The 3888-nt window shown below is 66.5% G+C and carries 6 protein-coding genes; all 6 read left to right on the plus strand.

The genetic code is table 11. The features are described from left to right. Nucleotides 1-1569 (plus strand): aconitate hydratase AcnA (gene acnA, locus ACT4N3_RS00870; protein ID WP_444853314.1); only part of this gene is annotated, 1569 nt, incomplete at its 5' end. Beyond that, nucleotides 1566-1973, plus strand: a complete 408-nt coding sequence (locus ACT4N3_RS00875; protein ID WP_444853315.1) for a hypothetical protein — start codon at nucleotides 1566-1568, stop codon at nucleotides 1971-1973. The genes acnA and ACT4N3_RS00875, both read left to right, overlap by 4 nt. Beyond that, a complete protein-coding gene (locus ACT4N3_RS00880) occupies nucleotides 1967-2230 on the plus strand; it encodes a CBU_0592 family membrane protein (protein ID WP_444853316.1) in 264 nt (87 codons plus the stop codon). The genes ACT4N3_RS00875 and ACT4N3_RS00880 overlap by 7 nt, the downstream gene beginning before the upstream one ends. Beyond that, nucleotides 2194-2850 (plus strand): cyclase family protein, encoded by a 657-nt coding sequence (locus tag ACT4N3_RS00885; protein WP_444853317.1) that lies wholly within the window; start codon nucleotides 2194-2196, stop codon nucleotides 2848-2850. Before ACT4N3_RS00880 ends, ACT4N3_RS00885 begins: the two co-directional genes overlap by 37 nt. A 68-nt stretch (nucleotides 2851-2918) precedes the next feature. Then, a complete protein-coding gene (locus ACT4N3_RS00890; protein WP_444853318.1) occupies nucleotides 2919-3449 on the plus strand; it encodes a rhodanese-like domain-containing protein in 531 nt (176 codons plus the stop codon). Nucleotides 3450-3532: 83 nt separating this feature from the next. Continuing rightward, the coding region (locus ACT4N3_RS00895; protein ID WP_444853319.1) for a rhodanese-like domain-containing protein at nucleotides 3533-3888 on the plus strand (356 nt) is incomplete at its 3' end.

Here is a 3888-nt window from a genome sequence, read left to right on the forward strand (position 1 = left end):
GCCGGCCCCAAGCGGCCGCAGGACAAGGTGACGCTCGCCAATCTGGACGACGAGTTCCGGGTCAACTTCACCAGGGAATATGGCCATCCCGAGGAGGAGCTGCCGGCGCGCTTCGGGATCGACACGCCGAACGCGGACGGGGTGAAGCATGATCTCGGCCATGGCGACGTCGTGATCGCGGCGATCACGAGCTGCACCAACACATCCAACCCCGCGGTGCTGATTGCCGCCGGCCTCGTCGCCCGCAAGGCGCGGGCGCGGGGCCTCGATTCCAAGCCTTGGGTGAAGACCAGCCTCGCGCCGGGCTCCCAGGTCGTCACCGATTATCTCGACAAGGCGGGACTATCGGAGGATTTGAACGCGATCGGCTTCGATCTGGTCGGCTACGGCTGCACCACCTGCATCGGCAATTCCGGGCCGCTGCCGGAAGCGATCAGCGCGTCCATCCACAAGAACGACCTCGTTGCCGCCTCGGTGCTGTCCGGCAATCGCAATTTCGAGGGCCGGGTCAGCCCGGACGTGCGCGCCAATTATCTCGCGTCGCCGCCTCTGGTCGTCGCTTATGCGCTGAAGGGTACGGTGATCGAGGACATGGTGGCGACGCCGATCGGCAAGGACAAGGCCGGCGTCGATGTCTATCTCAAGGACATCTGGCCGTCGAACGACGAGGTCCGCTCGTTCATCGATTCCTACGTCCATGGCGACATGTTCCGCGCCCGCTACGGCAACGTCTATGACGGCGACGCGAGCTGGCGCGCGATTCCCGTGACCGGCGGCGACACCTATGGCTGGCCGGCCGGATCGACCTACATCGCCAACCCGCCTTATTTCGAGGGCATGACGATGACGCCGGTCGCCCCCGGCGATATCGTCGATGCGCGCCCGCTCGCCATCCTGGGCGATTCGATCACCACCGACCACATCAGCCCGGCCGGATCGATCAAGCTCGATTCGCCGGCCGGAAAATACCTTACAGATCATAATGTTAGCCGCGCCGATTTCAACAGCTACGGCGCGCGGCGCGGCAATCACGACGTGATGATGCGCGGCACCTTCGCCAACATCCGGATCAAGAACAAGATGGTCCCGGGGATCGAGGGCGGCATCACCAAATACATCCCGACCGGCGAGCAGATGGCGATCTACGACGCGGCGATGCTCTACAAGGCGGAAGGGACACCGCTCGTCATCGTCGCCGGCAAGGAATATGGCACCGGCTCCAGCCGCGACTGGGCGGCGAAGGGCACCAACCTGCTCGGCGTCCGCGCGGTCATCGCCGAGACCTATGAGCGCATCCACCGCTCCAACCTGGTCGGCATGGGCGTGATCCCGCTTCAATTCATCGACGCGCCGCCGGAATTCGACGGCACCGAGAGGTTCACGATCCTCGGCGTCGCCGTGCTCAGTCCGCGCAAGGAGATCGCGGTGAAGGTCACTCGCGCCGACGGAACGAGCTTCAGCTTCCCGGCCCGGGTGCGGATCGATACCGCCAACGAGCTGGAATATTTCCGCAGCGGCGGCATCCTCCATTATGTGCTGCGCAGCCTGGCGAGAGGGGAAGCCGCATGATCCGCCGTCTCGCCGCCTTCGCGGTCATCGGCCTCGCATTGCTCTCGACCGTGCCCGCCGCGGCTCAGGTCGCCGGTGCACAGCGCCGCGCGATCCTCGACGCGCTGCGGCCACCGATCGAGCGCCGGCTCGGCGGGCCGGTCGAGTTCGTCGTCCGGCGGATCGGCGTGCGGAATGGCTGGGCGCTGGTGATCGCCGATCCGCAGCGGCCCGGCGGCGGCCGGATCGACGGCCGACGCTATTTCTCCGCCGACGACTGGGAGGTGATGGACGGCCTGACGGTGAACGGCATCCTGCGCTTCGCGAACGGCCGCTGGCGGCTGGTCGACCATGCGATCGGGCCGACCGACGTCTGGTATTGCGATCCGGCGCTGGGCGCGCCGCGCTCGCTCACCGGGTGCTGATCTTCGTCGAGATCGTCGGCTGGACCGGGGCGTTGCTCATCCTGCTCGCCTACATTTTGGTGACGCTGGGGCGGCTGACCGGTCGCTCGCCGCTGTTCCAGGCGATGAATCTCATCGGCGCCGTTGGTTTCACGATTAACGGCTGGTGGCACGGCGCGATGCCGTCGGCGACACTCAACATCATCTGGGCGCTGTTCGCCGCGGGGGCGCTGTGGACGATATGGACGAAAAAGGGCTCATCGACCTCAGCCACCTGATCGAGGACGGCATGACCACCTACAAGGGTCTGCCGGGGCCGCACATCTGCGACTTCTGGACGCGCGAGATGTCGGGCCAGTTCTATGACGACGGCTCGACCTTCCAGATCGGCCGGATCGACATGGTCGCCAATACCGGCACCTATCTCGACGCGCCGTTCCACCGCTATGTCGATGGCGACGATCTGGCGGGAGTGGAGATCGGCCGGCTCGCGGCATTGCCCGGCCTCGTCGTGCGGGCGGAGGGCCGGACGGCGATCGACACCGATGCCTTCGCCGGCCGCGACCTGGCCGGCAAGGCGGTGCTGGTTCACACCGGCTGGGACCGGCACTGGCGGACCCAGGCCTATCAGACCGGCCATCCGTTCCTGACCCTGGAGGCGGCCTGGCTGCTCGTCGAACGCGGCGCGGTCCTGGTCGGCATCGACAGCCACAATATCGACGATACGTCCGGCCGCTCGCGCCCGGTCCACACGGTCCTGCTGGGCGCGGGCATCCTGATCTGCGAGCATATGACCAACCTCGCCGCCTTGCCCGACGAGGGCTTCGCCTTCACCGCCGCCCCGCCCAGGATCGCCGGCATGGGCACGTTCCCGGTGCGCGCCTTTGCGGTGACATGAACAGAGCGTTCAGAGCGAATAAAGTTTCGGACCCGCATCAATCCGGCCCCGCCAAAAGGAGGCCTGTCATGTTGCGTTTCGCTTTTCCGCTTTTGCTCGCCTGCGCCGCCGCCCCTGCCGTCGCCCAGCCGACCGCTCTCAACCCCAATATGGATTATGACGGCCATATCGCGCTGATGCAGGAGGTGCGGCCCTATCGCCTCGCCAGGCTGATCGATTGGAACAGGTTCGCCGCTGCCGCCCGCGAACGGAACGTGCTGATCCTCGACGCCCGCTCGGAACGCCAGTTCGCGGAGGGGCACATACGAGGCGCGGTGAATCTGCCGCTCACCGAGTTCAGCGAGGCGGCGCTGGCCGAGGTGATCGGCCCCGACCGGAACCGGCCGATCCTGATCTACTGCAACAACAATTTCAGTGAGGATCGCCGTCCCGTTATCCTGAAGACGGGACGGCTCGCGATCAATCTCTCCACCTTCACCCACCTCTACGGCTACGGCTATCGCAACATCCGCGAGTTGGGCGAGACGGTGACCATGAACGACCCGCGGATTCGCTGGGTGACGGGTCCGGCGCAAAGCACCTCCTCGCGCGCCCGTTAAGGCTAGCGCCGCGGCTCCCGTTCAAACGTTCAGCAGAACGTCAGTTTCGTACGCGCAACGTCCGCGGCGAAGGAGGCCCCGTGATGCGTATCCCCCTCATTCTCGCGCTCGCCTGCGCAGCCGCGCCGCTCGCTGCCCAGCCGCGCAATCCGCAGATCGACTATCCCGGCTTCCAGCGCCTTGCCGCCGAGGTGAGCCCGCATCGGGCGGGGCGCCTGATCGACCATGCGCGCTTTCGCGAGTTGGCGGCCGACCCGCGCGTGCTCGTCCTCGACGCCCGCTCGCGCGACGCCTTCGCCGCCGGCCATATCGAGGGCGCGGTCAACCTGCCCTTCACCGATTTCACCGCCGAGAGCCTTGCCGCCGCGATCGGCCCGGACGTGAACCGGCCGATCCTGATCTATTGCAACAACAATTTCCGCAACAACGCGCCGCCGGT

The organism is Sphingosinicella sp. (assembly GCF_052388015.1).
In the GTDB taxonomy this organism is placed as follows: domain Bacteria; phylum Pseudomonadota; class Alphaproteobacteria; order Sphingomonadales; family Sphingomonadaceae; genus Allosphingosinicella.

Bases quoted from the DNA above. Each gene is read 5' to 3' on its own strand.
- ACT4N3_RS00890 (WP_444853318.1), top strand. From the start codon at position 2,919: ATGTTGCGTTTCGCTTTTCCGCTTTTGCTCGCCTGCGCCGCCGCCCCT.
- ACT4N3_RS00885 (WP_444853317.1), top strand. From the start codon at position 2,194: ATGGACGAAAAAGGGCTCATCGACCTCAGCCACCTGATCGAGGACGGC.
- ACT4N3_RS00875 (WP_444853315.1), top strand. From the start codon at position 1,566: ATGATCCGCCGTCTCGCCGCCTTCGCGGTCATCGGCCTCGCATTGCTC.